This window comes from Pseudomonas sp. McL0111 (genome assembly GCF_052567255.1).
Map to the genome: position 1 here is coordinate 3,774,389 of NZ_CP199585.1, position 23,627 is coordinate 3,798,015.

The window sequence follows — 23,627 nt, forward strand, 5'->3', positions numbered from 1 at the left end:
ATGTCGGATATAAATGTGATTATCAGAACTGCGGATCAAACGAGAAAAGCCGAGGTTACGTTGGATAGTAGCAATACAGGTGCAGATATAATTCAAGCCTCTGTTGATAATTGGACGCTTCCTACAGACACAGACTACAGCTTGGTTAATACAACGTCTGGTAAAACTCTAACACCAAACTCTCGCCTTGAGGATAGCGGCATAAAAAGCGGCGATATTCTTGAGGTTCAACCAGTTTTGGTCGCGGGGTAATTTATCATGAGCGCGTTCGCCGAACGAGTGTTACAAGACCTTCGTAAAATTGAAGAATTATCCAAGGCGGTTGCTGGTCGAGTTTCCATTAAAGATACAACCGGAAACCCAATTAATGTAATAAATCTTGAGCTGGACTTTCCGACTGCCCCATCATCAAAGTATCCAAGTCAAGTGCAGAACAAGACTTTGGTGAAGATAGAACTTCTTAGCCGCTATCCTTTTCAGGAGCCGTTGGCAACTATCACGACACCTATATATCACCCTAATGTATACAGTTCAGGCAGAGTTTGTTTGGGGGCTAAATGGCTTCCAACTCAAGGGCTTGATTTACTGGTAAAGCGAATCATTCAAATAATAACTTTTGAAAGTAATATTTTGAATGAAGCATCGCCAGCGAATCGGGATGCACTGCTCTGGTACAGATCAGCTATTAAAGCTAGTCCTGATGCTTTTCCGACAGATAAATTAATTATTAAAGAGCAAGCAAGTAGCAAGATTGGTTGGAGTAACGTAAGTGTTGGTTCTGAAGAAAAGGCTCTAGTCTCATGCCCTTCATGTCACGGTTCTCTTCGTGTGCCAAAAGGGAAAAAAGGCAATCTTACGTGCCCTAAATGCAATTCTAAATTTTATATAGAAACCTAATCATGAAATGGAGCAATGTAAAGTCAGATATATCTGCCGTTCAACTCAAACAGGTTGCGCTTGGGTGGACCTGTTTTGACCTGATTAGGCTGATTAGTGCATCCAAACACTTTCCGATAGTTACGATCTCTGATGATACTCGCAGTAAGATACTAAAGCATTTGAACTCTGCTAGCGTCGAGCTGGGTGGGCTGTTGCTCGGGAGTGTTGTTAGCTCAAATGATTTTGAGTCTGGAGTTGCTATTGTCAATATTGAGGATTCAATAGAAAGCTTGGAGTTTGATTCTACATCTGTTTCGCTAAACATGGGTTCCACTGTTTGGCAGCGCGCGAATGCTGCCAAAAGTTCAAGTAGCTTCGTGGTCGGCTGGTATCATAGTCATCCAAATTTAGGGGCGTTTTTCAGTGGCACTGACAGAAAAACCCAACGCGATTTTTTTAATCAAAAATATAGTGTTGGGTTGGTGATTGATCCAATAAGACATGAGGAACTTTGGTTTTCTGGAGCGGATTCGATCGAAATTTCGCCATGTAACATACTTTCGCGAATAGATAAATAACCATTTTTCATAAATTTCGTAGTCGAAGCTTGATTTCGAGAGTTTCATTGAGAATGATGGTTTAGAGCCAGAGTTATCTTGCTGGCACAGTTGATTGAGAAGAATTTGGTCTTTGGTGATTTTGATGGATCGTGCATATTGTGTAAGCTTGAAAAGGGATGTGGGTGTTGGTGAAGCTATCGAGCTTTTTCGGCACGGAAGTATTTCTAGTAAACATGATTTTGCGTGTCTTGATCCAAAGTGTAGGGCTAGTTATGTTTGTATTAACCTTGGAAAAGTTAAGTATAGTGTGAGTCCATATTTTAGGACTGCTGATAGCTCTGGGGGTAAACACGCTTCGGAATGTGTCTATGAGGTCGAGGATAAAAATCCCAAGCCCATAATGACGAATAAACTAAAAGAAGAAAGGCATCCTATAGAAGAAATGCCTGAAATTATGTTTATGTTAACTCGCCGGAGTGGTTTTTTTAAAGTCCCTGCTCCTTGGTTAGTAGATGAGCTGAATATCACTAAGAAATTTAAATATATACCTGCTGGCCAATCTTTGTCTCGTTTGGGGGCTGCTAATCCTAAGTGCTACTCCATAGATAGCTTGCTTGGGATGTCACGAGATGGGCGTAGACGGGTTTCAATTGATGGGCACAGCGACGTAGTTCGAAGTCTAATTGTACCAGTTGATAAAAACAATCCTGATATGTATCGTAGGTATATATATTGCGGCCTAGCGATTCAGATAGAATCAGAAGACGAGTTTATTACATTCAAATTTGGAAGGCCGTTCTCTATCAATGAACGAATGTATGATGTGCAGGTAAAGCTTGCGGAGAGTACTATTACGGCTATAGGTGCAAGTACGTCAAATTACTATCGAGATTTAATTGGGAGGTTATTAGCTCCCTCTAGGTTGCTAGAGATAAACCCGGAAGCGCCACTGTTTATTTATGCGTTAGGAACTCCGAGGTTTGATTCTGCTCTTGATTCTTTCGTTGTTAAAGTTGACTCTCTGGATCACTTTTATGCTGAAAGTACCTGCAGCAGTAAAGGTTTTATAAGTTCAGAGTATTACGAGCGAGATAGGAATCGGCACTATTTTGTAAGTCGAACTTTATGAATGTGGCGACTGCACAGTCAGCTAGCTTAGCGGCTCGTTTCCGCAGGCTAGGTTGGATGCTTCTGCATCAGTGATCTTACTCCACCCACTTGGCTGCTCTGGCTTGTACGCGTTGGACACGTGAACTACACCACCACTCAACCCCCTGAAAATCAGAGTCGGCGATCTGAACTTCGATTGTTCACGAGTGGTGCTGATTCCGATGGATACTGGGGAACAGTACTCGACCACACCTGCCATATACGGTGGTGAGCACCTAAGATTTATCAAATCCGAGAGTGGGTGTGGCGTGAAGTGAATAGCTGTGAGCGTGCGCAGGGTCGTGTATGCTGGGTTTACCTGAAAGTCCGTGTCATGCGCGTGCTCAGCTATTGTCGTTGCTCTATGAGGATCAGGAGAGTTCGCGTTTGATTCTGTAAACAGTTGCAACACCGCACTCAGCCATCTTGGCGACTTCCTCTGCTGATGCTTTGGGATGCTTTGTCATTAGCGCCTGTACCTGTTCCCGCAACGCGACATTCTTCCCTTTACCTGCTGGCTTCCACTCAGGATTAGCGGCACGCTTGTTTGCTAAACCTTGATTGATTCGTTCCACTCTCTTTTCCTGATCCAGACGAGCCATGGTTGCCATCAGTTCGATGAGCATGTTGTTGATCACATCCATGATCTGACCGGTGATACCTTTGTCTTCGATCATCTTGTGACTGGTTGGTAAGTCAGCGATCACCAGACGCAACCCTTTAATCTTGATCGTTGTCTTGAGCGTATCCCAGTCAACCTGTGACAAACGACTCAGACGGTCAACAGACTCAACCAGTAGCACGTCACCACTCTTGGCAGTATTCAACAGTCGCATCAACTCAGGTCGGTTGAGTTTCGTACCACTGATGTTCTCAGCGTACACGTCAACGATGCTCAATCCCTTGTCACCAGCGAATGATTCCAATGCAACTTTCGCACGACTGGCGTCTTGATCCTTGGTTGATGCTCTCAAGTAAAGGTGTGCGTTCATCGCTAATTATCCTTTGGCTACCGATCTGATAGACCTATGATAATTCTATCAGATAGCTATCTGCAATAGTTATTTGATAGTGATTTGTCACCAGCTATCGAACTATCGAACAAGTAGAGTTCTTTGATAGCGATTACTGGCGTATTCGAAGGATGCCTGCGGTGATGGCTGACGCGTTCGCATCAAGAGTTTCGAGCGCGGTTAAGACGTTACCATGTGCATCAGGCGAACCTGTCGACCTTGCCCACAAGGCGATTTCTTCGATTGCTGCGGCCAAGGCGTGCTGGTCATGCAGCAACAGCGTCAGAACATCAGCGGTGGCTATTTGGGCGTGGTTATTGTCAGGCATGGTTTTCGTCCCTTTTGACGGAATTTCCGGAGTGCTGGTTTCATCAATCCACGCATTCAAATGTGTAGTTCCGGTCCCAGTAGTCACCTTTGATTGTCATCTTGGCATATAGGTTGTGCTTCTGGCATTCAGCGTCCGCAAGCCGCTGCGCCTCAGCTGCGTTCAATGATTGCGACTCGACAACGACGTTCCTAGGGTTTGAACTGATAACAGAGGTAGAGCATCCACCCAAAGCACTGGTGACAACGCCGATTAAAATTAACCTGCTAAATGTTGAACTGTTCACGTACATACGATTTTTCCTCAATAGACGTGTAGCACGATCCGGGAGAGCGTATGAGGTATAGCTTAGGCAAGATTAGGCAAAGGCTAGGAAGGGGTTGCAACGTGGGTGAATGACGGTGTGGCGGCGATCACAGAAGGTTTGTGATGGTTTGTTGATGGGGGTTCTCCAGCGGTTGGTGGTTGGGTTGTTTTCTTCTAATTTCCACCATATTGCGTTCAGCCGAAAAGATATTGGAGAGGAAGTTAAACGTATTCTTAACCGAGAATGGTTGAAGACTCAGGTATAATCAGGGTTGTGGAGCAATACCGCAAAAACATCAGACTGTTGTGACTGCTTGTCACTCCTGATTTTGGTTCTGATAACTATCCTGTTTCCCTAATGATTGTTCAAACTTATTTCTGTGTGAGAACACACAGGAGATTGCTGACATGTTCTGATTGTCAGTCAGAAGTAAACTCTAGAGATGCGTGAATCTCCAATACAATCAGTGTGCGCAAGTGAGCCGATAGGCGAATGCTTTTATAGAGGTGGATAACGAAGTCCACCCGCTGTTGATCTTCTCTTGAGTTTACTCAGAATATATTCTCTGTCGTTACGACAGGATAGTTCTCCTTAGAGATCATGCTTTTTGTTTTGAGGGGTTTTATCCCCTCTCTTCTTTCTTGTCTCACTAACACTTTGCCTCCGGTAACTACCGGATAATATTCTATTCAAAGCTTACGCTTTAACCTCCCACTATCTCGTCCTTCGCTGGCTCTATAGTATGGTGGGCGCGGACCAGCGATTTTCGTTGAGGGAGTTACACAAACCTGTCCTCAACCTCTTTCAACCAGCCTTGAGATTCAACGTGGTCAAGGAACGGGTCATTTCTAGATGGCTCAGGGTAATAGTCGGGTGTCTCACCATACCAGTCACCTTTACCACTGGTCATGGGGGCGTCTGGTGCACCTTCAAGCAAGTCAGTCAGGACAAGCGAGCGTTCCAGCAATACGGCCAGCGGTTCCATTCCGTAACCTTTGACGGCCAGCTTCAACAGGTGGCGTCTCGCGGCGTAATGCTGCTTGCGTTGGGCAAGATCAGCTTCTTCACTGTCTTCTGTCCAGCGTGTGGCGTGGCGTTCCATGTACTGGTTCGCATAACTATCAGTCCGGCTCATCAGGTCTTTGGCAGCAGCCTCAAGAAACTCACGTCCAGCAGTCGGTGCCCCCTCATCAATCCAATCAGGTGTGAACAGGACATTACAATCCTCTTGTGCTGCCCGGATGCGTACCTTCTCCCGCACACGCTTAATTGTATCTTTGTCGTAGTTGCTAACGTACCGGCCTGTGCTGGTATCCCACTTGCTGTCATATTCTTCGTGCAGGATGTCGCGTAGCTCGTAGTCACGAACGCCGTGCTGTCTTACAGCCAGGCTGAACACGCGTTCTACAGATTTGTCGAATGGGGTGTTGATCGGTTTAACCTTCGCAATTCCTTTGGTCAGCATCTTGACTTTATAGTCTGTCAGTCCAGTTGCCTGCACGATAAAGTCAATGGACATACCTTCTTTGCGAAGGGTGACGGCTTGTTGTTCTTTGTGCGCATTGTTCATTGTGGTTCTCCTTTTTCAGTTCATTTCATAGGCAATTCCTCTCGGTAGCTGCCAGTTGGTTTGGTAAATTTAAGACGTTAAAACCGCTTGCAGTTCTCTTCTCCATCTAATGGAAACATTCTATAAAAATGGCGTCAAGCATCTTTGACTTGTCTAAATAAAAAATAGTTTTCTAAAGAAATAGGTTCTGTAAATGAAGTGGGCTGCACCCGCATCAGGAATTGACGGCGAGCAAAAGCTCCGTACAACGCTCGTTACGTTGTCGGAGCCATGGCATGGATTCTCATTGGGAAACGGCCTGTAATCGCGTTATACGACTTTCTGGTAGGTGTCGCTGTGTTAGTCAGGCACTACGAGTTGCTCACCGAAAACATCACTGACTTCCCGTTCCACATCCGCCAGCAGTTTTGCTCGTTTGTCTGAAATCTTCTTCTGCTCCGCCAGTTCTGCTTTCTCCAACAATTGTTGGGTGAGGAGTTTTCGGTATTCTACAAGTTCTGCTTCCAGCTCAACAATGTAGTCTTGCTTCACTTTCTCATCAATGATCGCCAAGTCAGCGGTTTGCAAGTGCTGCGGCTTGGTCATGTGACAGTGATAGTTCATGTTGCTCATGGTCAAAGGATAACGGTCGGTCAAGATATAACCCTCACCGACCTTCTCAATCACCTTGGTAAGAAAGAGATATGGAAGCTCTCCCCTTACCATCTCACAATTTTGGTCAGTTGAACGATACATAGCGTGAAACCCCTGCTGACGTTGTAGCAGTTCGTTAGCATCATATTTGCGCGGTACACCCTTGATCGAAATACGGGTCTGTGGATTGGTAGCTGCATTGGTCATTGCATTATTCCTTATGGTTGGTTTATTGGCTGTTATCATTTGCTTTCATTTGTGCAAGTCGTACTCTCATCTTGCTCAGCAGAGATTCTTTGTATACTTCATCATCAGGTTTTTTGGCTGGCTGCTTGGTAGCTGTAGCACTTACAATACTGGTATCAAGCTGCTGTGTAGGTTGTGTGCATTCCTTTGCTTGTTGTTGCATTGCACGTCGTCGCTCAAATGCTTTTGTGAGTCCCTGAGTGAAGTGATCTAGATTACTCACGATAGTCACCATGCGCTTCATGAAGTGCTGACATACCATGCTCAGTTGTCAAACGATCCAAATCGAAACTTGTTTCGATAGTCAATTTTTATTCCTTTGATTTTTTGTGAAAGACACCTGAGATAAGGTGTTTTGGGCGTTTTAGATGCCCTGTTTACAAGGGGTGTAGACATGATAAACACCGTACCCTGTAGGGTAGCCAGGAGTACGCATATTTATTCAGTTTCTGTCAATGAAATGGCTTAACGCTTACGCTTTAAGGCCGTCAGTGATTCCAAGAATGATGGTGATACTGCTGCTAGATCACCAGTTGATACAAGTACACCTCGGCGGTTAGCTTTGGATTTTAGTTTGTAGTATTTGGTTAGTGCTATTTCAGGAGCAGCAAGAAATGTATGTTCACTATCAGGTGTAGGTGGTAGTGAGCTGGTTACAATGGTCTTGATAAGTTGAGATGGTTTGTGGATCAAGATGTAGTTCAAGGTTTGGTTCCTTATATGTAGTTTGTCCTCTAACTTTGTTGAAAGTATTTTTTGGATTGATGGGGTTTAGATGCTTGCTGTTGCCGCTTTCCTTGCATCATTATGACGAACATTATTGCTTGCAGTGGTAATTAAAACTTGAAGACAGTGCTGGTGGCTTTTGTGGCCAGCACGACGCATTAAATCCTCAAGTTGAAACACAGCTCGGTCATTCAGTTGCACTCGCATCTTATGCACACTCCACGGTTCGGATCAGACGATCCTGAATATAGTTGTTGATTGACATGCCGTGAGATTCAGCAGCATTCTTGATTGCAGCGAAATTGGTGGAACTAAATGCAATCTTCACAGGAACCATTGGTGTTTTGTTTGCTCGCCACTGAATGCCCCGGCACGTACTGCCGCAAGTAACGGCGTGACTGCGCTTACCGAATAATGACTTGTTACAGCTTGCGCATTGTTTTTCTACAGACATGATGATTTGCTCCATTTTTTAGAGTGGTTATGAAGAGTTGTTGAATGTGTTGTGCATCAGGCAATAAAAAAGCCGTAATCTGTAAGGGTTACGACTCAGAGTTCTGCGGAGAAGAAATAACAAGTTACTGACAATACAGAAGGGAAGGGCTGAGTATCAGTAATAGGCAGGGAGGGAGCTGCGGAAGGCATTGTTACTTCTTCTCCTATATGTGCCATTATACACTTTAAAGAGGGAATAAGTCAATGCCGTTGAGCATTTGTCAACAACTTTTTATTAGCTAATTTTCAAATTCAAAGTTTAGGTGTCGGATTGTTTCGGCCATTGTTTTAATAGGGATGCGGCTTCCGTATACGCCGAAGGTGACGGCAGAGTCTTCGTGACCAGCGATACGCTTGATTAGGGAGTCTTTTACTCCTGCATTTTGTCTTGTCCCTGCTGAATCCTTTGGATGGGGCGAGGCAGCCAACTCCTAATTCATCATGGCTGCCTATCCGTTTTTGATCAGTCGATTAAGTGCAGCACGTCCCTTACATTGAGGTGGGAGTATCGCGCCACGGATCGTGTATCTCTATGCCCTGACACAATCATGATCTGAGCATTGTTGAAGCCTTTCTTCGCGACGTTGGTGATTCTGGTGTGCCTGAGTTGATGTAGCCTGACACTGCTGTCTAAGCCAGCCTTCACACGTGCCAAGCGCACGGCTTGAGTTACGGCGTGCGGTGTAACCGTGAATACTTGACCGTTTGGGTGGCGTGCCACAATGGCCCAAAGTTGGGCGAGTTCAAGAATCTCAACCGCACGGTGGGTGAGGGGAACTGACCGTGTACCATTCTTCCCGTCGATAACATCAGCGATACGGTCCTTGAGGTGGAGGCAGTCTTTTGTCAGCTTCAGAATTTCGGATCGTCTCATGGCAGTCTCATAAGCCAGTTCAACGATGAGCTTCATGGTGGGTGAGAGCTTCCCCAATAGTCGCTCAAGCTCGCTCGCACGGATCACCTTGTCAGAAGATCGGTCTGGCTTCGGTAGGGCGATATCACTCACAGGGTTGTGAATGTCGATCAGTAATCCGCGTTTGGCGAACCTATAGAAGCGGGACATAAATGCGAGCTGCGTTCTGCACGTGGACGGCTTCACTTTCTTCAGTCGCATGATCTTGAAGTCGTTAATCATCTGAGGCGTGATTTCGTGAATGGGCTGGGTGAAGTGTCTGCCCAGATGCTCCACGATTTGCAGTGCATGGTCGTAGCTGCCTTTGCCCTTGAGCATGGTTTCGCAGTACGTCATACCTAACGTATAGATAGTGTGATGTTTGCGATCCATCGTCACGGCTTCAAGCTGGTTTGCCCATGACTCTGCTTCAGCTTTGGTGTTGAAGGTTTTTGAGTGGGGAGGTTTACCTTTTACGCGTACCTGAGCGTTCCAGTTTCCGGATGGAAGTAAGCGAATATTGGCCATTTTTGACGCCTCATGATGTGAATGGGCGTTCTGTGAAATCCAAGAGCAGCAGGGCTTGGAGCTTGCTCCTAGCAGACCTTGACATGGTGGGGGTCGTTGGTTCGAGTCCAATCGCGCCTACCAAACAAAATCCGCTCTGCTGGGCGGTCTAGAAGGGCTCACCGAAAGGTGGGCCCTTTTTTGTTGTCTGCGATTTGCAAAACTCTTGGGGCTGCCGCTTGAGATGTACTGGATAAGCTTTGAACCCGCCATTGAGCGGGTTTTGTTATTTCTGGTTAGAGGAAATATCCAAGGCCGGCATGCAAGTATTCAGCGGTGCGACCATTGGAAATGGATTTTGCATAGGGTGCAGCGATTTGTGCCTCCATGTGATGTGCTTAAAATAGCCCCGTAAAAAACATTGCCAGATTCACTCCAATACCAAGCACGACCCAGGCAAAGGCAATCATCACTTCAAATGGTTTTCGTGTCGGGGTAACAGCGGCGAGTAACGCACCGATGAGCACGCCAGGGAAGCTGAAGAGATAAAACAGCCAGGCCATGGACTCCGTCGCCCAAATGTCGAACAGGTACAAATACAACGCCATCGCTATGCCTATTCCGCCTAACGCTTTTCGCGATGCTCTGAATAGCATCGCTGCGCCAAGCACGGCGGCTTGGGGTAGCCAATAAGCCGCGAAGTTTTCCAGGAAGTATTCGTCTTTTCGGGTTATCCAGATTGCGACAGCCAAGCCTGGCACGATGCCCAAGACTGCTATGGAGATGCGGGCGGGTTGTGAGGTGCTGTGTTCTGTAGATCTCATTCCATGTGACCTTTAATAGGGGGGAGTGCTTGCGGCGATTACCCGGGATTGGAAAACATGCGTCGAGGCGCAGCGTTCATCGCCCGCTATAGATGTGGTTAAGCAGTACCAACTCAAATACAGCGACCATCACACAGAGCATGATGAATCCCCGTGTGAAGACTCTGCGAGGTTTGCTGTAAGGTTCATAGTTGGCGAGGGCATCAATAAGCTTGGAAAACAGTTCAAGTAGCTCCATGAAAATCTGCGTTTGCTCCGTCGATCCACTCGGCCTTCAATTTGGCCGCGGGCTAGCTTGAACCTCTCGATACGGCGTCACAACCCCGCGATTGTCACTTTCGCTACCTGCGCGATTTCACACCGTTTCGTACCGTTATTTCACCACTCGTCGCCTTCTTCCTTAAAAATAGTGTGGATATTGAACAGCTTACGTCTATTTTTAACCAAGCAGTTATCAAAAATACATTGTTACAAGTCGTTTGATTCAGTAATATTCGCCTCGCGTTCACCACCACGGTTTATGCATTTTTAAATCCCAAGCTTCCATCAGCTGCTTGGGATTTTTTTTGCCCGCGATTTAGCTCTGGGCTCTCCAAAATTTACCCTCATCAATTTTCCCCGTTCATTCGAGCAGGGCGAATCCGTTGCTTTTCGACTACTACTGTCTGGCCGGTACTTAACTGTGTCTGATGGAGGTGCGTCGATGCTTGCACACTGGTTTCTTGCGGCGGTTCATCTATTGGCTTTTGCCCTGGGCTTCTGGGCCGTCTTGACGCGTGGTACGGCGTTCAGCCAGCTCGCAGCCGGGACGGGCGAAGTGAGGCGGGTATTGCTTGCCGATAATTTCTGGGGGATTTGTGCACTGATCCTGCTGATCACAGGTGGGATGCGTGCCTTTGGCGGGTACGAAAAGGGCACTGACTACTATCTGCATCAGCCGCTGTTCCATCTGAAGATGACGCTATTCGTGTTAATCCTATTGATGGAGCTTGCCCCGATGATCACCCTGATCAAGTGGCGCATCGCAAAGGCGCGTGGTGCGGGCCTCGATATCGGGCGCGCGAAGATGTTTGCCCGGATCAGTCATCTCGAGGCGCTGCTGCTGGTGCTCATGGTGATCGCAGCCACAGGCATGGCTCGCGGAGTGACATTTGGTTAGGTGGCACAATTCCCTGCGCACTATCGGAAATGTCCGACAGTCAGCCCGGTAAATGGCAGGTAGTATCGGCTGCAACAAGGGGGATGAAGTGGGTTGGGCGGAGTGGATCGAGGGGAGTGCATGGCAGGCGCCGTGACCCGCAGCGAAACGCGGATGGCAATACGGCGCTTGAATCTTTAGCCAGTCATTGCGTGGGGCAACCGAACTGGCTACTGACTGCAACAGGATTCAGGGAGTTTGTGGCTTGTCTGGGGCGGTCAGGCCAGCCTGAATGCGCTGATAGATTTCTTCACGGTGCACTGCAACGTTTTTCGGAGCATTGATGCCGATGCGAACTTGCTGGCCGCTAACGCCCAGAATGGTGATGGTGATGTCATCACCGATGTTTATGCTTTCACCGACTTTGCGGGTGAGTATCAGCATGGTCTTCTCCTTGATTGCTTTGTAGGGCACCTGATTCAGACAGTGCAGAGGTCGGTGGTACGTATAGATTAGTGCGAAGTCTCACGGTTTGGGTGCCTCTTTCTGACGCGCAGATGCGGCATTAATTCCCAGGGCGTAACTATACAGAGGCTGCAATCATCAATCTCGTTGTTTTGTGCCCATTTTGCGGGCCTCGCGAAGTATTTATGAATGTTAAGATCGCCGCTTTGAAAATTCAGAGGGACGCGTTGTGCGCAAATTGGTCTGGTTGGTCGCGGCACTGGCATTGGCAGGTTGTGGTGAAGGCAAGAGTGTAGACGCGCCGAAGCCGAAAACGGTAGTCGCGACTGCTCCTGCGGCGGCTTCTGCTCCGCAGTGGGATCTTGAGGTGCGCGGTGAAACGCCTCAGGCTGTCAGTGACTTGAGCGGCTGGTTGATTGAGCATGCTTTCGTTCCGACCGTCATCAAGGACAGCAGCGGTAAAACACGTATTTTGATCGGCCCGTTCAACACCAAGGCCGAGGCCGAAGCTCGGCAGGTGCAGGTGGACGCAGCGTTGGTGAAGGCCAAGAAGCAAAATATCGAGTCGGTGGTGCTCGAGCACCCAATCGCGCCGTAAGCACACCTCTCGGCGGAGCAACCTAAAGGTCATCGGATGCGATTCGTCTTATACGAGTCAATCACGATTTCTTGAAGGAGCTCCGCATGGCGTCCGCCACTCCCTACAAGCTCTTCAGTGCAGTTCTGCACCGTAAAACTCTTCTGAGCCCGCATCTCATGCGGATCACGCTCGCCGATCCGGCGATTGGCGGCATGGCGACCTGGGCGCCGGATCAGCGAGTGAAGCTGTTTTTTCCTGCCGCTGACGGCTCGCCTGCCAGGCTTTCACAAGGAGAGGGTTGGTATGCGCGTTTTCGCGCGATGCTCGGTGATCGGCGCCCGGCGATGCGCACTTACACAATCCGTCATCTGCGTGCCGAGCAAGGCGAAGTGGATATTGATTTTGTTCTGCACGGCGAAACCGGTCCTGCCTCGCGTTGGGCTTTGCGGGCAGAGGTAGGAGAGTCGATGCAAATCCTCGCTCCTGACAGCGCATTCACTGCGCAGGAGGCGGGCGGATTTGAATGGAAACCACCACAAAATCTCAGTCAGGTTTTGTTGGTTGCCGATGCGACGGCGTTGCCAGCGGTCATGGGCATTCTGGATGAGTTAGCCGCACTCGCCGAGCCCCCACAAACCCAGGCATTTTTCGAAGTGGACAGCGCGCAAGACATGCTGGCTGTGCCCGATTGGCCCGGACTTTCGGTGCAGTGGTTGATTCGCGATCAGACGAGTGCAGCGGTTGCCGGTTCATTGATGGTGGAGTCGGTGCGTCAGGCAGTGTTGCCCGCGAGTGCTTCGTCAGTCGGGCAAGCGGTCGAGCTGGCAGATGTCGATATCGACAAGGATATTCTCTGGGACATCGCCGGTGCCGCCACCGAAGGATTTTACGGTTGGATCGCCGGGGAAAGTGCGGCAGTCATGAGTCTGCGCAAATACCTGATCAAGGAATGCGGTATCCCTCGCGAGTCACTCAATCTGATGGGCTACTGGCGTTACAACAAGGCCGGAAGCTAGTCACAAAAAAGGCCTCGAACATCACGTTCGAGGCCTTTTCTTTTGCGCGATCGATCAGCCGCAGGCTTTCAGATTCACTGGTCCAACGAATTCGTTGCCGCGTCCCATCACACAAGCCACGCTCTGATTGCGCTGACGTTCCCAGTCTTGCACCGGGTAAGTCTTGTTCCACGCTTCGTACAGCTGTTGATCCTGCTTCGACAAGCGCAAACCGTACTGCTTGCTCATGTAGAAGTAGGTGCGGGCGATCATGCCGCGAATCGAAGGCCGGGGCATGACCTTCTTGGCCTTGAAGTCGACCTGAGTCAGACACGATCCGTACTGGCCGGATTGCACCGGTAGCCATCCGTAACTGAAGTTGCTGCGGTCGCCGTTCACCTCGCCAATACTTGGCACCAGGTTGTGCAGATCGGCTTCGGCCTTCTGGTAACTCGGGTCATAGCGCGTGCAATTCTTGCGTCCGCCGTTCTGCCAGCATTGGCGTTGATGGCCGAACTGCCAGGCAGGAACAATGTGCTCCCACTCGATGCGCGAAGCGCGTTTGGCGTTTTTGCGCGGCACATAACCACATGCCGCCAGATCGACTTTGTTGCCGGTGTATTTGCACCCGCAATAAAACTCGGTGGACTGCGGCGCGTAAAGTTTCCAGGCGACCTTCTTGGCTTCGGTGAACGTACGGGGTGCGCCCGCTTGTGCACCCATCGCGATAAACAGCAATAGCAAAGCAAAACAGCGAACAATCATTGAATCAATCTTCCTTCGGCACAACCCAAAAAATCTGCACGCCGCCATCGTCGCGATAGGCGAGGGTGACGTTGTCGTTCTCGTCGATTTCCTCAAGCAGTTGCTCCCACTCGTCCATCGGCTCGTCAGGCAGCCGAAAGATCAGTGCTGCCTTGGCTTTTTGTGCGGTGGGGGAATTGATGATTTTTTGAACGCGAATACCCATGCGTTCATAAGCGTCAGGAGCATCAGGGGAGGTGGCCACGAGGTTATCCTTATTAAGCTGTACGTGCATACAGTATTTAACTGTAGGCATTTTCGCAACTGCTTAAAATTCAAGAAGATCCTCTGACAGTGATTTTTCGGTTTTGGTGTAGGGCTGATCGATTTATTTGTGAGAAAAATATGCGGGAGGTGCAAGCGTCCCGCGATTCGCCACAAAGACGAATCGAGGGAAGAGTGCCCGGCCGGGAAATGGCCGGGCGAAGGTCAATCAGTATTCCCAGAACATCCGTTGCAGCTCTTTGCTGTCGTTGGTTTTGGTCAGGGCGACCATTGCCAGGATGCGGGCTTTTTGCGGGTTCAGGTCGTGTGCCACAACCCAGTCGTACTTGTCGTCCGGCTGTTCGGCGTTACGCAGAACGAAGCCACCGGCATTGACGTGGGAAGAACGAATGATCTGCACGCCGTCCTTGCGCAGGGCTTGCAGGGTCGGAACCACGCGGGAAGACACCGAGCCATTGCCGGTACCGGCATGGATGATGGCTTTGGCGCCGGACTGGGCCAGGGCTTTGTAGGCAGTGTCGCTGACGTTACCGTAGGAATAGGCGATTTCTACGTCAGGAAGGCTCTTGATGTTCTTGATGTCGAATTCCGAATCCATGGTGTGACGCTTGGCTGGCAAGCGGAACCAGTAGGATTTGCCTTCAACAACCATCCCCAGCGGGCCCCAGGCACTTTTAAACGCCTCGGTCTTGATGTTGATCATTTTGCTGACGTCGCGACCGGACTGGATTTCATCGTTCATGGTCACCAGGACGCCTTTGCCGCGAGCATCTTTGCTGCTGGCGACGGCGACGGCGTTGTACAGGTTGAGCATGCCGTCTGCCGACATTGCGGTGCCCGGACGCATGGAGCCGACAACGATGATCGGCTTGTCGGTTTTCTCAACCAGGTTCAGGAAGTAGGCGGTTTCTTCCAGAGTGTCGGTGCCGTGGGTGATCACGATGCCGTCGACGTCTTTGCTGTCGGCCAGTTCGGCCACACGACGACCCAGTTGCAGCAGGTTGTCGTTGGTGATGCTTTCCGAGGCGATCTGCATGACTTGTTCGCCACGCACGTTTGCCAGTTTGCTCAGCTCGGGAATGCCGGCGATCAATTGATCGATACCGACTTTGGCTGCCTGATAAGTAGCGCTGTTGGCCGCGCTGGCGCCAGCGCCGGCAATCGTGCCGCCAGTGGCAAGTACCACGACGTTAGCCAGCTTGTTCTGGGTTTCGACTTCTTTTGCCTGAAGGGCGGTGGGCAGGAGCATGAGAAGGGCCAAAGCGCCCGGAACCAAAGTGTTGAAAGCAGATTTCATTATTTTTCTCTCTAGTAGTGAGACGGTGCTGATGCAGGTTCATCTAGATGCGTCCCGGGCTGATCTGAATGCCCGGGTGCAAGGAGAAGAGCAGGATCTGTACCATCCGTACTGTGCTTGAGAAAAATGTTTAACTTTATGATTTATATCAGTATTTAAACGATTCGTTGATCACGCTGTGTAACCCCGTGTCCGGTTTACCGAATAGTTTTGGCTTCTGTGTTCGGCTCACCGAAAGGCATCACGTTCTTTATCTGCGCAACCGTGCGAGCGCAGACCTTGCACTGCTAAAGAAACGGATCAGCCGGCCGATGCGGTTCCAAGGAATCTATTTTTTCAGGAGTTACACATGTCGATGACAATCGGTTTTGAGAATCCCGGCCGCATCACCATCGCCGGCAAGACGCCGGCGACTATTCATGCCTTGAACGATGCCGCAGAAGAGGCTTCGACCGACGCATTGGGCGTGGATGACGGCAAGGTTCGCACCGGTGGCGGTCCTGTACAGAACGACAATAAAGCTGAAGAAAGTGGCGGCAATCAAAGCGTCACCGTGAAGATGCTGCTAAAACGTATGGCAGAACTGCAAAAGCAGCTTCAAGAACAGCAACAACAACTGGCGGCCGCGCAAGCCGCGAGCTACCCGACGCCTGAGGCCAAGGAAACTGCTGTCATGTCTGTTCAGGGTCAGATCGCCGAAACCAGCGGTGCGTTGGCAGAGGTTGCGGGTGCCTTGGTCAAAGAGATGAGTAAAGGTACCGGCAGTGGCGCGTTGGTCAATACCACGGCCTGATATTGCGCAAGCGCGGTTAAGCGTCCTACAGCAAATACAGATTTCCAGACGTTGACAAATCTCTGCAGGGTTCGCATAGTTCGGTCTACGCAAACGTTTGCGCGGCGACTTCGGTGATGTATTCCATCAGCCCAGGGTCACCAAGCTTACGTCAGCGCAAGCGTTGCTCACAATAATCATAAGATCGGAGTGAACCCATGAAGCTGCCATTTGCTGGACGTCTTCTTGCTGTCGCTATGCTGGCTGCTACCGCCGCCGCACTACCTGTCTCTTCGGCATTCGCCGAGTCCCCGGAAAAACCCAAAGTCGCGCTGGTCATGAAATCCCTGGCCAACGAATTCTTCCTGACCATGGAAGACGGCGCCAAGGCCTACCAGAAAGAACACTCTGCCGATTTCGACCTGATTTCCAACGGTATCAAAGACGAGACCGATACTGCCGGTCAGACGCGTATCGTCGAGCAAATGATCCTGGCGAAGGTCAATGCGCTGGTTATCGCGCCATCTGATTCCAAGGCTATGGTGCCGGTGATCAAGAAAGCCGTCGATGCCGGTATCACCGTGATCAACATCGACAACCAGCTCGATCCGGAAATCATCAAAAGCAAAAACATCTCTGTGCCATTCGTAGGTCCGGACAACCGTAAAGGTGCGCGTCTGGTCGGTGAGTATCTGGCCAAGCAGCTGAAGTCCGGTGACGAAGTCGGCATCATTGAAGGCGTGTCCACCACCACCAACGCTCAGGCACGCACCGCAGGCTTCAAGGATGCAATGGAAGCGGCCAATATCAAGGTTGTTTCGTTGCAATCCGGTCAGTGGGAAATGGACGGTGGCAACAAGGTTGCAGCGGCAATTCTCAGCGAGTACCCGGATGTCAAAGCGCTGCTGGCCGGTAACGACAACATGGCCCTGGGCGCTGTTTCAGCAGTACGCGCTGCCGGCAAGGCAGGCCAGGTGAAAGTCGTCGGTTACGACAACATCAATGCCATCAAGCCAATGCTCAAGGACGGTCGCGTGTTGGCGACTGCTGACCAGTTTGCTGCCAAGCAAGCGGTGTTCGGTATCGAGACGGCGCTGAAAATCATCAAGGGCGAGAAAGTCGATAGCGGTGCCAACGGTGTGATCGAAACGCCTGTCGAGCTGGTCACCAAGTAAGTCTTCTGGCGACACAATGGCGCTCGTCCGTCCGGGCGAGCGCATGGAGAGTTTTTATGTCAGTTTCCGCCCCGAACGCTGTCCTCTCGGTCAGCGGTATCGGTAAGACCTATGCGCAACCGGTGCTCACGGGCATCGATTTGACGCTGATGCGCGGTGAAGTGCTGGCTTTGACCGGTGAGAATGGCGCCGGCAAAAGCACCCTGTCGAAGATCATCGGTGGTCTGGTAACCCCGACCACTGGCCAGATGCAGTTCCAGGGCAAGGAATATCGCCCCGGCAGCCGCACCCAGGCTGAAGATCTGGGCGTGCGCATGGTCATGCAAGAACTCAATCTGCTGCCGACGCTGTCGGTCGCGGAAAACCTGTTTCTCGACAACCTGCCAAGCAATGGCGGCTGGATCAGTCGCAAGCAACTGCGCAAGGCCGCTATCGAGGCCATGGCTCAGGTCGGCCTGGATGCCATCGACCCCGACACACTGGTCGGCGAGTTGGGCATCGGCCATCAGCAGATGGTCGAGATCGCGCGCAATCTGATCGGCGATTGCCATGTACTGATCCTCGACGAACCCACCGCGATGCTCACCGCTCGTGAAGTCGAAATGCTCTTTGAGCAGATCACCCGGCTACAAGCGCGTGGCGTTTCGATCATCTACATTTCCCATCGCCTCGAAGAACTGGCGCGAGTCGCACAGCGTATTGCCGTGCTGCGTGACGGCAATCTGGTGTGTGTCGAGCCGATGGCCAACTACAACAGTGAGCAACTGGTCACGTTGATGGTCGGTCGCGAACTCGGCGAGCACATCGATATGGGGGTACGCAAGATTGGCGCCCCGGCGCTGACGGTCAAGGGGCTGGGCCGTTCCGACAAGGTGCGGGATGTTTCCTTCGAAGTCCGTGCTGGCGAGATTTTCGGTATCTCTGGACTGATCGGGGCAGGGCGCACTGAGCTTTTGCGATTGATTTTCGGCGCTGATCTGGCCGACACCGGCACCGTGGCACTCGGCTCACCGGCCCAAGTGGTGAGCATTCGTTCGCCGGTCGATGCCGTGCGCAATGGTATTGCGTTGATTACCGAAGACCGCAAGGGCGAAGGCCTGCTGCTCAGTCAGTCGATCAGCGCCAATATTGCGCTGGGCAACATGCCGGAAATTTCTAACGGAGGGATCGTCAACAACGGCGACGAAATTTCGTTGGCGCAGCGGCAGATCGATGCCATGCGCATTCGCAGTTCGAGCCCGACACAGCTTGTGTCCGAGCTCTCCGGCGGAAATCAGCAGAAAGTGGTGATCGGCCGTTGGCTGGAGCGCGACTGTTCAGTGTTGCTGTTCGACGAGCCGACGCGCGGCATCGACGTCGGTGCCAAATTCGACATTTATAATTTGCTCGGTGAATTGACTCGCCAGGGCAAAGCGCTGGTGGTGGTCTCCAGTGACCTGCGTGAGCTGATGCTGATCTGTGACCGGATCGGCGTGCTGTCTGCGGGGCGCCTGATTGATACCTTCGAGCGCGATAGCTGGACCCAGGATGAATTGCTTGCCGCCGCATTCGCCGGCTATCAAAAACGTGATGCGTTGCTCAATGAAGCGACGCCTAGGGATCTCCCATGAAAACTGCATCTCCCGCCGGCAAACGTAGTGGCAACTTTTATGGCCTGGGCACTTACCTTGGGCTGGCCGGTGCGTTGCTGGCGATGATTGCGCTGTTCTCGGTCATGAGCAGCCACTTTCTGTCCTATAACACCTTCAGCACCCTGGCCAACCAGATCCCTGATCTGATGGTGCTGGCGGTCGGCATGACCTTCGTGTTGATCATCGGCGGGATCGATCTGTCGGTAGGTTCGGTGCTGGCGCTCGCTGCCTCGACGGTGAGCGTGGCAATTCTCGGTTGGGGCTGGGGTGTTTTGCCATCGGCATTACTGGGCATGGCCGTAGCTGCATTGGCCGGCACTGTCACTGGTTCAATCACTGTAGCGTGGCGGATTCCGTCGTTTATCGTGTCGCTGGGCGTGCTGGAAATGGCTCGCGGTCTGGCGTACCAGATGACCGGTTCGCGCACTGCCTATATAGGTGATTCGTTTGCCTGGCTGTCGAACCCGATCGCCTTCGGTATCTCGCCTTCGTTCATCATTGCCTTGCTGGTGATTTTCATCGCTCAGGCCGTGCTGACCCGTACCGTTTTCGGGCGCTACCTGATCGGCATCGGCACCAACGAAGAAGCAGTGCGACTGGCGGGGATCAACCCAAAGCCATACAAGATTCTGGTGTTCAGCCTGATGGGCTTGCTGGCCGGTGTCGCTGCACTGTTCCAGATTTCGCGTCTGGAGGCGGCTGATCCGAACGCTGGTTCCGGTCTTGAGCTGCAAGTGATTGCGGCCGTGGTGATCGGTGGTACCAGCCTGATGGGCGGTCGCGGTTCGGTGATCAGTACCTTCTTCGGCGTCCTGATCATTTCGGTGCTGGCGGCTGGTCTGGCGCAGATCGGCGCAAGCGAACCGACCAAGCGCATCATCACCGGCGCGGTGATCGTCATTGCCGTCGTACTCGACACTTACCGTAGTCAACGCGCAAGTCGACGGGGCTGAACCATGGCAACGATCAAGGATGTGGCGGCGCTCGCGGGGATTTCCTACACGACGGTGTCGCATGTTGTGAACAAGACGCGCCCGGTCAGCCTGCAAGTGCGACTGAAAGTCGAGGCGGCGATCAAAAGCCTCGATTACGTGCCGAGTGCCGTGGCTCGTTCGCTGAAGGCCAAGACCACTGCGACTATCGGTCTGCTGGTGCCGAACAGCCTCAACCCGTACTTCGCCGAACTGGCGCGGGGGATCGAGGATTACTGCGAGCGTAATGGCTACTGCGTGATTCTCTGCAACTCCGACGACAATCCGGAAAAACAGCGAAGCTATCTGCGGGTGCTGCTGGAAAAGCGTATCGACGGCTTGATCGTCGCGTCTGCCGGTGGTGACAGCAGTCTGGCGCAAGGGCTGGCCGGGGTTAAGACGCCGATGGTGATCGTCGACCGGGGTCTGGAAGGCGTCAATGCAGATCTGGTGCGCATCGATCACGAGTACGGCGCTTATCTGGCGACCCGGCATCTTTTGGAACTTGGTCACCGAGACATCGCCACTATTGGCGGCCCTGCGAGTACCAGTGTGGCGCAAATGCGTCTGGCCGGTTTTTGCCGGGCGCTGAGCGAGGCGGGCATTGAAGTGCCGCTTGAACGCATGCTGGAAAGTGACTTCACCAGTACCGGTGGCTACAACGCGGCGGCGATTCTGCTGGAAAAAAATCCGCCGAGTGCAATCTTCGCCGGCAACGACATGATCGGCATTGGTGTGCTGCGCGCCGCCGCTGAGCGCAACATGCGCGTGCCGGCGGAGCTGTCGGTCATCGGCTTCGATGATATCCAGATGAGTCGTTATGTTTACCCTGCGCTGACCACGGTCGGCCAGTCGATCCTGCAACTGGGCGAGATGGCTGCCGAAGTGCTGCTACGAAGGATTGCCACCCCGAGTCTGGCCACCGATCAACGGATCGTGACCCCCAGTATTGTCCTGCGAGAGTCGACTGCGCCGCTGTCCGGCGTGTTCACTGAATACCGCTGAAACCGAATTGACGAGTAGTGATGTATGCCAGCAAATGTAGTGGTAATAGGCAGCCTGAACATGGATCTGGTGACACGTGCGCCACGCCTTCCCAAGGGTGGTGAAACGCTGATCGGTCATTCGTTCACCACCGTTTCGGGCGGCAAAGGCGCCAATCAGGCTGTGGCCGCTGCACGTCTGGGCGCGCAAGTGGCGATGATTGGCTGTGTGGGCAACGATGACTACGGTGTGCAATTGCGTGATGCGTTGCTCGCCGAGCAAATCGATTGTCAGGCGGTGAGCACTGTCGAGGATTCCAGCGGCGTGGCGTTGATTGTGGTCGATGACAACAGTCAGAACGCCATCGTGATTGTTGCCGGCGCTAATGGTGCGTTGACGGAGGCAGTCGTCGACCGGTTCGATGCTGTGCTACAGGCCGCAGACGTCATTATCTGTCAGCTTGAGATTCCGGATGCTTCAGTTGGTCACGCGCTCAAGCGTGGGCGCGAGCTGGGCAAAATCGTGATCCTCAACCCGGCCCCCGCCAGTCGGCCGCTGCCAGCGGATTGGTATGCATCGATTGACTACCTGATCCCCAACGAAAGCGAAGCCACGGCGTTAAGCGGCTTGCCGGTGGACTCGCTGGCATCCGCCGAAGTAGCTGCCAGCCGACTGATTGCCATGGGCGCAGGCAAAGTGATCATCACCCTTGGTGCTCAGGGTTCGCTGTTCGCCGACGGCCAGCGTTTCGAGCATTTCCCGGCACCCAAGGTGAAGGCTGTCGATACCACGGCGGCAGGGGATACCTTTGTCGGTGGTTTCGCAGCGGCGCTGGCTGACGGCCAGACCGAAGCAGAAGCCATTCGCTATGGGCAGATCGCTGCCGCGCTGTCTGTGACTCGTGCCGGTGCGCAACCTTCCATTCCAACGCAATCCGACGTACAGGCCTTCAAACCCGCATGAAAAAGACTCCTTTGCTCAACGTCGCGTTGTCGCGACTGATTGCATCCCTTGGCCATGGCGACATGGTAGTGATCGGTGATGCCGGTCTGCCGGTGCCGCCGGGTGTCGAGTTGATCGATCTGGCATTGACCCACGGTGTTCCGGATTTCATCAGCACACTGAAAGTCGTGCTGAGTGAAATGCAGGTTGAAAGTCATGTACTGGCCAGCGAAATCTTCGACAAACAGCCGAGCGCGCTGATCGCGCTGGACGAGTTGAATGACTCAAGCGCCCTCGGTCGGCGCGATCTGCTCAATCACGAGCAATTCAAGGTTCTTAGCCGACAGGCACGGGCGATTGTTCGTACAGGCGAATGTCAGCCGTACTGCAACATCGTGCTGGTGGCTGGGGTTACGTTCTAAACAGGGTTCAAGCCCTTTTGATTTCTTAAGCACAAGGAATGCGCCATGCACCGCTATGCTCAAAAACTGCACCAATTGCTTCGGAGTTTTCTGCTCTTGTCTCTGATTACCGTTACAGGCGCTCAAGCCGCGGAAAAAATCGATCTGATCATCGACACCGACCCGGGCGCCGATGACGTGGTCGCACTGCTGTTCGCTCTGGCTTCGCCAGACGAATTGAACATTCGTGCGCTGACCACCGTGGCCGGCAACGTGCGCCTCGACAAGACCTCACGCAATGCGCGTCTGGCGCGTGAATGGGCAGGGCGCGAGGAAGTGCCGGTGTATGCCGGCGCGCCTAGACCGCTGATGCGCACACCGATCTACGCCGAAAACATCCATGGCAAGGAAGGCCTGTCGGGTGTCACCGTGCATGAGCCGAAACAAGGTCTGGCAGAAGGCAATGCGGTCAACTATCTGATCGATACCCTGAAAAAAGCCAAGCCGCACAGCATCACCATCGCCATGCTCGGTCCACAGACCAACCTGGCGCTGGCGCTGATTCAGGAGCCGGAGATCGTTCAAGGCATCAAGGAAGTGGTGATCATGGGTGGCGCGCATTTCAACGGCGGCAACATCACCCCTGTGGCCGAGTTCAACCTGTTTGCCGACCCGCAAGCGGCTGAAGTGGTCCTGAAAAGCGGCGTCAAACTGACCTATCTGCCGCTGGACGTGACGCACAAGATTCTCACCAGTGATGCGCGCCTGAAGCAGATCGCAGCGCTGAACAACAATGCGAGCAAGATTGTCGGCGACATCCTCAACGAGTACATCAAAGGGGATATGGAGCACTACGGCATCCCGGGTGGCCCGGTGCATGACGCCACCGTTATCGCTTATCTGCTCAAGCCGGAACTGTTTACCGGTCGCTCGGTGAACGTGGTTGTCGATAGCCGCGAAGGCCCGACGTTCGGCCAGACCGTTGTCGATTGGTACGACGGCCTGAAGGCACCGAAGAACGCCTTCTGGGTGGAAAACGGCGATGCGCAAGGCTTCTTCGATCTGTTGACCGAACGCCTGAAGCGTCTGAAGTAAGCAATACGCCCGCAGGTGCCAGC

Annotated in this window: 28 protein-coding genes and 1 pseudogene; 15 read left to right on the plus strand and 14 right to left on the minus strand. The window is 52.1% G+C overall.

What is annotated here, in order from left to right:
- The 4 genes from ACTWLJ_RS17270 (at position 1) to ACTWLJ_RS17285 (ending at position 2,568) form a co-directional block, all read left to right on the plus strand.
- Entirely contained in the window at positions 1 to 252 is a 252-nt protein-coding gene (locus ACTWLJ_RS17270) for a hypothetical protein (protein WP_445177701.1), read from the plus strand.
- A gap of 6 nt (positions 253 to 258) precedes the next feature.
- On the plus strand, positions 259 to 897 hold the full coding sequence (locus ACTWLJ_RS17275; RefSeq protein ID WP_445177702.1) for a ubiquitin-conjugating enzyme E2: 639 nt from the start codon (positions 259 to 261) through the stop codon (positions 895 to 897).
- A 2-nt stretch (positions 898 to 899) separates the two neighbouring features.
- Positions 900 to 1,457: a Mov34/MPN/PAD-1 family protein gene (locus tag ACTWLJ_RS17280; RefSeq protein ID WP_445177703.1), complete on the plus strand. Its 558-nt coding sequence runs from the start codon at positions 900 to 902 to the stop codon at positions 1,455 to 1,457.
- Between the two features lie 124 nt (positions 1,458 to 1,581).
- On the plus strand, positions 1,582 to 2,568 hold the full coding sequence (locus ACTWLJ_RS17285; RefSeq protein WP_445177704.1) for a hypothetical protein: 987 nt from the start codon (positions 1,582 to 1,584) through the stop codon (positions 2,566 to 2,568).
- 391 nt (positions 2,569 to 2,959) lie between these two features.
- Here ACTWLJ_RS17285 and ACTWLJ_RS17290 read toward each other — a convergent pair whose 3' ends face one another.
- The 10 genes and pseudogenes from ACTWLJ_RS17290 to ACTWLJ_RS17335 all read right to left on the minus strand — a co-directional run bounded on the left by ACTWLJ_RS17290 (position 2,960) and on the right by ACTWLJ_RS17335 (position 10,129).
- Entirely contained in the window at positions 2,960 to 3,580 is a 621-nt protein-coding gene (locus ACTWLJ_RS17290) for a recombinase family protein (protein ID WP_445177705.1), read from the minus strand.
- Between the two features lie 133 nt (positions 3,581 to 3,713).
- Positions 3,714 to 3,929: a hypothetical protein gene (locus ACTWLJ_RS17295; RefSeq protein WP_445181365.1), complete on the minus strand. Its 216-nt coding sequence runs from the start codon at positions 3,927 to 3,929 to the stop codon at positions 3,714 to 3,716.
- Positions 3,930 to 5,014: 1,085 nt separating this feature from the next.
- Entirely contained in the window at positions 5,015 to 5,806 is a 792-nt protein-coding gene (locus ACTWLJ_RS17300; protein WP_445177706.1) for a hypothetical protein, read from the minus strand.
- A gap of 339 nt (positions 5,807 to 6,145) precedes the next feature.
- Positions 6,146 to 6,646, minus strand: coding sequence for a hypothetical protein (locus ACTWLJ_RS17305; protein ID WP_445177707.1), 501 nt, complete (start codon positions 6,644 to 6,646; stop codon positions 6,146 to 6,148).
- A gap of 22 nt (positions 6,647 to 6,668) precedes the next feature.
- The gene (locus ACTWLJ_RS17310) at positions 6,669 to 6,908 is read right to left on the minus strand and encodes a hypothetical protein (RefSeq protein WP_445177708.1); all 240 of its coding nucleotides are present in this window, start codon (positions 6,906 to 6,908) and stop codon (positions 6,669 to 6,671) included.
- 242 nt (positions 6,909 to 7,150) lie between these two features.
- Positions 7,151 to 7,390: a hypothetical protein gene (locus ACTWLJ_RS17315; protein ID WP_445177709.1), complete on the minus strand. Its 240-nt coding sequence runs from the start codon at positions 7,388 to 7,390 to the stop codon at positions 7,151 to 7,153.
- A gap of 229 nt (positions 7,391 to 7,619) precedes the next feature.
- The gene (locus ACTWLJ_RS17320; RefSeq protein WP_445177710.1) at positions 7,620 to 7,865 is read right to left on the minus strand and encodes a hypothetical protein; all 246 of its coding nucleotides are present in this window, start codon (positions 7,863 to 7,865) and stop codon (positions 7,620 to 7,622) included.
- Between the two features lie 280 nt (positions 7,866 to 8,145).
- Positions 8,146 to 8,292 (minus strand): annotated as a pseudogene (locus ACTWLJ_RS17325) (site-specific integrase); the annotation flags it as partial.
- Between the two features lie 77 nt (positions 8,293 to 8,369).
- Positions 8,370 to 9,326 (minus strand): tyrosine-type recombinase/integrase, encoded by a 957-nt coding sequence (locus ACTWLJ_RS17330; protein WP_145306061.1) that lies wholly within the window; start codon positions 9,324 to 9,326, stop codon positions 8,370 to 8,372.
- Positions 9,327 to 9,703: 377 nt separating this feature from the next.
- A complete protein-coding gene (locus ACTWLJ_RS17335; RefSeq protein WP_445177711.1) occupies positions 9,704 to 10,129 on the minus strand; it encodes a hypothetical protein in 426 nt (141 codons plus the stop codon).
- Positions 10,130 to 10,832: 703 nt separating this feature from the next.
- Here ACTWLJ_RS17335 and ACTWLJ_RS17340 point away from each other — a divergent pair.
- Positions 10,833 to 11,288 carry a DUF2214 family protein gene (locus ACTWLJ_RS17340; RefSeq protein WP_445177712.1) on the plus strand — a complete coding sequence of 152 codons (456 nt, stop codon included), beginning with the start codon at positions 10,833 to 10,835 and terminating at the stop codon, positions 11,286 to 11,288.
- Between the two features lie 228 nt (positions 11,289 to 11,516).
- Here the strand turns inward: ACTWLJ_RS17340 and csrA are convergent, their stop codons facing one another.
- Positions 11,517 to 11,711, minus strand: coding sequence for a carbon storage regulator CsrA (gene csrA, locus ACTWLJ_RS17345; RefSeq protein WP_003179932.1), 195 nt, complete (start codon positions 11,709 to 11,711; stop codon positions 11,517 to 11,519).
- Between the two features lie 250 nt (positions 11,712 to 11,961).
- Here csrA and ACTWLJ_RS17350 point away from each other — a divergent pair, with 250 nt between their 5' ends.
- Positions 11,962 to 12,330 (plus strand): SPOR domain-containing protein, encoded by a 369-nt coding sequence (locus ACTWLJ_RS17350; protein ID WP_401213975.1) that lies wholly within the window; start codon positions 11,962 to 11,964, stop codon positions 12,328 to 12,330.
- 86 nt (positions 12,331 to 12,416) lie between these two features.
- Positions 12,417 to 13,328, plus strand: a complete 912-nt coding sequence (locus ACTWLJ_RS17355; protein WP_445177713.1) for a siderophore-interacting protein — start codon at positions 12,417 to 12,419, stop codon at positions 13,326 to 13,328.
- Positions 13,329 to 13,382: 54 nt separating this feature from the next.
- Here the strand turns inward: ACTWLJ_RS17355 and ACTWLJ_RS17360 are convergent, their stop codons facing one another.
- The 3 genes from ACTWLJ_RS17360 to ACTWLJ_RS17370 form a co-directional block, all read right to left on the minus strand.
- Positions 13,383 to 14,072 carry an endonuclease gene (locus tag ACTWLJ_RS17360; RefSeq protein WP_401213979.1) on the minus strand — a complete coding sequence of 230 codons (690 nt, stop codon included), beginning with the start codon at positions 14,070 to 14,072 and terminating at the stop codon, positions 13,383 to 13,385.
- Between the two features lie 4 nt (positions 14,073 to 14,076).
- On the minus strand, positions 14,077 to 14,346 hold the full coding sequence (locus ACTWLJ_RS17365) for a DUF1654 domain-containing protein (RefSeq protein ID WP_401214041.1): 270 nt from the start codon (positions 14,344 to 14,346) through the stop codon (positions 14,077 to 14,079).
- Positions 14,347 to 14,544: 198 nt separating this feature from the next.
- The gene (locus ACTWLJ_RS17370) at positions 14,545 to 15,633 is read right to left on the minus strand and encodes an asparaginase (protein ID WP_401213982.1); all 1,089 of its coding nucleotides are present in this window, start codon (positions 15,631 to 15,633) and stop codon (positions 14,545 to 14,547) included.
- A 349-nt stretch (positions 15,634 to 15,982) separates the two neighbouring features.
- On the opposite strand from ACTWLJ_RS17370, the gene ACTWLJ_RS17375 reads away from it, so the two are divergent.
- From ACTWLJ_RS17375 to ACTWLJ_RS17410, 8 genes are all read left to right on the plus strand, one after another.
- Positions 15,983 to 16,426 (plus strand): hypothetical protein, encoded by a 444-nt coding sequence (locus tag ACTWLJ_RS17375; protein ID WP_445177714.1) that lies wholly within the window; start codon positions 15,983 to 15,985, stop codon positions 16,424 to 16,426.
- Positions 16,427 to 16,623: 197 nt separating this feature from the next.
- Positions 16,624 to 17,580, plus strand: coding sequence for a sugar ABC transporter substrate-binding protein (locus tag ACTWLJ_RS17380; protein ID WP_445177715.1), 957 nt, complete (start codon positions 16,624 to 16,626; stop codon positions 17,578 to 17,580).
- A 56-nt stretch (positions 17,581 to 17,636) separates the two neighbouring features.
- Positions 17,637 to 19,190, plus strand: a complete 1,554-nt coding sequence (locus tag ACTWLJ_RS17385) for a sugar ABC transporter ATP-binding protein (RefSeq protein WP_445177716.1) — start codon at positions 17,637 to 17,639, stop codon at positions 19,188 to 19,190.
- Entirely contained in the window at positions 19,187 to 20,164 is a 978-nt protein-coding gene (locus tag ACTWLJ_RS17390) for an ABC transporter permease (RefSeq protein WP_445177717.1), read from the plus strand. The genes ACTWLJ_RS17385 and ACTWLJ_RS17390 overlap by 4 nt, the downstream gene beginning before the upstream one ends.
- A gap of 3 nt (positions 20,165 to 20,167) precedes the next feature.
- Positions 20,168 to 21,187 (plus strand): LacI family DNA-binding transcriptional regulator, encoded by a 1,020-nt coding sequence (locus ACTWLJ_RS17395; protein WP_445177718.1) that lies wholly within the window; start codon positions 20,168 to 20,170, stop codon positions 21,185 to 21,187.
- Between the two features lie 24 nt (positions 21,188 to 21,211).
- Positions 21,212 to 22,129: a ribokinase gene (gene rbsK, locus ACTWLJ_RS17400; RefSeq protein WP_445177719.1), complete on the plus strand. Its 918-nt coding sequence runs from the start codon at positions 21,212 to 21,214 to the stop codon at positions 22,127 to 22,129.
- Entirely contained in the window at positions 22,126 to 22,530 is a 405-nt protein-coding gene (gene rbsD / locus ACTWLJ_RS17405) for a D-ribose pyranase (RefSeq protein ID WP_445177720.1), read from the plus strand. Before rbsK ends, rbsD begins: the two co-directional genes overlap by 4 nt.
- Positions 22,531 to 22,575: 45 nt before the next feature.
- On the plus strand, positions 22,576 to 23,604 hold the full coding sequence (locus ACTWLJ_RS17410; protein WP_445177721.1) for a nucleoside hydrolase: 1,029 nt from the start codon (positions 22,576 to 22,578) through the stop codon (positions 23,602 to 23,604).
- Positions 23,605 to 23,627 lie beyond the last annotated feature (23 nt).

Coding starts and splice junctions, on each gene's coding strand:
- ACTWLJ_RS17320 (WP_445177710.1), bottom strand. CDS start 7,865: ATGTCTGTAGAAAAACAATGCGCAAGCTGTAACAAGTCATTATTCGGT.
- ACTWLJ_RS17395 (WP_445177718.1), top strand. CDS start 20,168: ATGGCAACGATCAAGGATGTGGCGGCGCTCGCGGGGATTTCCTACACG.
- rbsK (WP_445177719.1), top strand. CDS start 21,212: ATGCCAGCAAATGTAGTGGTAATAGGCAGCCTGAACATGGATCTGGTG.
- ACTWLJ_RS17285 (WP_445177704.1), top strand. CDS start 1,582: ATGGATCGTGCATATTGTGTAAGCTTGAAAAGGGATGTGGGTGTTGGT.
- ACTWLJ_RS17280 (WP_445177703.1), top strand. CDS start 900: ATGAAATGGAGCAATGTAAAGTCAGATATATCTGCCGTTCAACTCAAA.
- ACTWLJ_RS17270 (WP_445177701.1), top strand. CDS start 1: ATGTCGGATATAAATGTGATTATCAGAACTGCGGATCAAACGAGAAAA.
- ACTWLJ_RS17295 (WP_445181365.1), bottom strand. CDS start 3,929: ATGCCTGACAATAACCACGCCCAAATAGCCACCGCTGATGTTCTGACG.
- ACTWLJ_RS17290 (WP_445177705.1), bottom strand. CDS start 3,580: ATGAACGCACACCTTTACTTGAGAGCATCAACCAAGGATCAAGACGCC.
- ACTWLJ_RS17370 (WP_401213982.1), bottom strand. CDS start 15,633: ATGAAATCTGCTTTCAACACTTTGGTTCCGGGCGCTTTGGCCCTTCTC.
- ACTWLJ_RS17340 (WP_445177712.1), top strand. CDS start 10,833: ATGCTTGCACACTGGTTTCTTGCGGCGGTTCATCTATTGGCTTTTGCC.
- csrA (WP_003179932.1), bottom strand. CDS start 11,711: ATGCTGATACTCACCCGCAAAGTCGGTGAAAGCATAAACATCGGTGAT.
- ACTWLJ_RS17355 (WP_445177713.1), top strand. CDS start 12,417: ATGGCGTCCGCCACTCCCTACAAGCTCTTCAGTGCAGTTCTGCACCGT.
- ACTWLJ_RS17335 (WP_445177711.1), bottom strand. CDS start 10,129: ATGAGATCTACAGAACACAGCACCTCACAACCCGCCCGCATCTCCATA.
- ACTWLJ_RS17380 (WP_445177715.1), top strand. CDS start 16,624: ATGAAGCTGCCATTTGCTGGACGTCTTCTTGCTGTCGCTATGCTGGCT.
- ACTWLJ_RS17305 (WP_445177707.1), bottom strand. CDS start 6,646: ATGACCAATGCAGCTACCAATCCACAGACCCGTATTTCGATCAAGGGT.
- ACTWLJ_RS17375 (WP_445177714.1), top strand. CDS start 15,983: ATGTCGATGACAATCGGTTTTGAGAATCCCGGCCGCATCACCATCGCC.
- rbsD (WP_445177720.1), top strand. CDS start 22,126: ATGAAAAAGACTCCTTTGCTCAACGTCGCGTTGTCGCGACTGATTGCA.
- ACTWLJ_RS17390 (WP_445177717.1), top strand. CDS start 19,187: ATGAAAACTGCATCTCCCGCCGGCAAACGTAGTGGCAACTTTTATGGC.
- ACTWLJ_RS17410 (WP_445177721.1), top strand. CDS start 22,576: ATGCACCGCTATGCTCAAAAACTGCACCAATTGCTTCGGAGTTTTCTG.
- ACTWLJ_RS17365 (WP_401214041.1), bottom strand. CDS start 14,346: ATGCACGTACAGCTTAATAAGGATAACCTCGTGGCCACCTCCCCTGAT.
- ACTWLJ_RS17360 (WP_401213979.1), bottom strand. CDS start 14,072: ATGATTGTTCGCTGTTTTGCTTTGCTATTGCTGTTTATCGCGATGGGT.
- ACTWLJ_RS17275 (WP_445177702.1), top strand. CDS start 259: ATGAGCGCGTTCGCCGAACGAGTGTTACAAGACCTTCGTAAAATTGAA.
- ACTWLJ_RS17385 (WP_445177716.1), top strand. CDS start 17,637: ATGTCAGTTTCCGCCCCGAACGCTGTCCTCTCGGTCAGCGGTATCGGT.
- ACTWLJ_RS17300 (WP_445177706.1), bottom strand. CDS start 5,806: ATGAACAATGCGCACAAAGAACAACAAGCCGTCACCCTTCGCAAAGAA.
- ACTWLJ_RS17330 (WP_145306061.1), bottom strand. CDS start 9,326: ATGGCCAATATTCGCTTACTTCCATCCGGAAACTGGAACGCTCAGGTA.